Origin of the sequence: Pararcticibacter amylolyticus, from assembly GCF_003130405.1 — a bacterium.
GTDB lineage: Bacteria > Bacteroidota > Bacteroidia > Sphingobacteriales > Sphingobacteriaceae > Arcticibacter > Arcticibacter amylolyticus.
Genome location: NZ_QEAS01000109.1, coordinates 1 through 482, shown reverse-complemented (window position 1 = coordinate 482; position 482 = coordinate 1). Strand labels below are relative to the sequence as shown.

The window sequence follows — 482 nt, the reverse complement described above, 5'->3', positions numbered from 1 at the left end:
TCACCAACTTTAACGCCATCTACGAGGATCTCTACGGTAGCGTTGGGTTCTGTCACACCCTTGATCGTCGGCGTGGTCGTGTTCACATGACCGCCGTTACCCGGAGCGTCCGGTGTTACCGGTTTATCCGGGTTATTAGTATCGACATCGATTTTGATTGGGTCGGATTCTGCGCCCGTGTTTCCTGCCTGATCGGTGACCTTGATCGTAATTTCATGTTCGCCTTCGGTCAGCGCTGGATCAAAAGTATATTCCCATTTGCCGTCACCGTCAGCTTTCACTTCGCCAACTTTAACGCCATCCACGAGAATCTCTACGGTCGCGTTGGGTTCTGTCACACCCTTGATCGTCGGCGTGGTCGTATTCACATGACCGCCGTTACCCGGAGCGTCCGGTGTCACCGGTTTATCAGGGTTCTTAGTATCGACATCAATTTTGATTGGATCGGATTCTGCGCCCGTGTTTCCTGCCTGATCGGTGAC

Annotated in this window: 1 protein-coding gene; it reads right to left on the bottom strand. The window is 52.7% G+C overall.

Features of this window, described 5'->3' with window-relative positions; all coding sequences use genetic code 11:
• On the bottom strand, window positions 1-482 hold a 482-nt coding region (locus DDR33_RS25290; protein ID WP_202913857.1), incomplete at both ends, for an Ig-like domain-containing protein.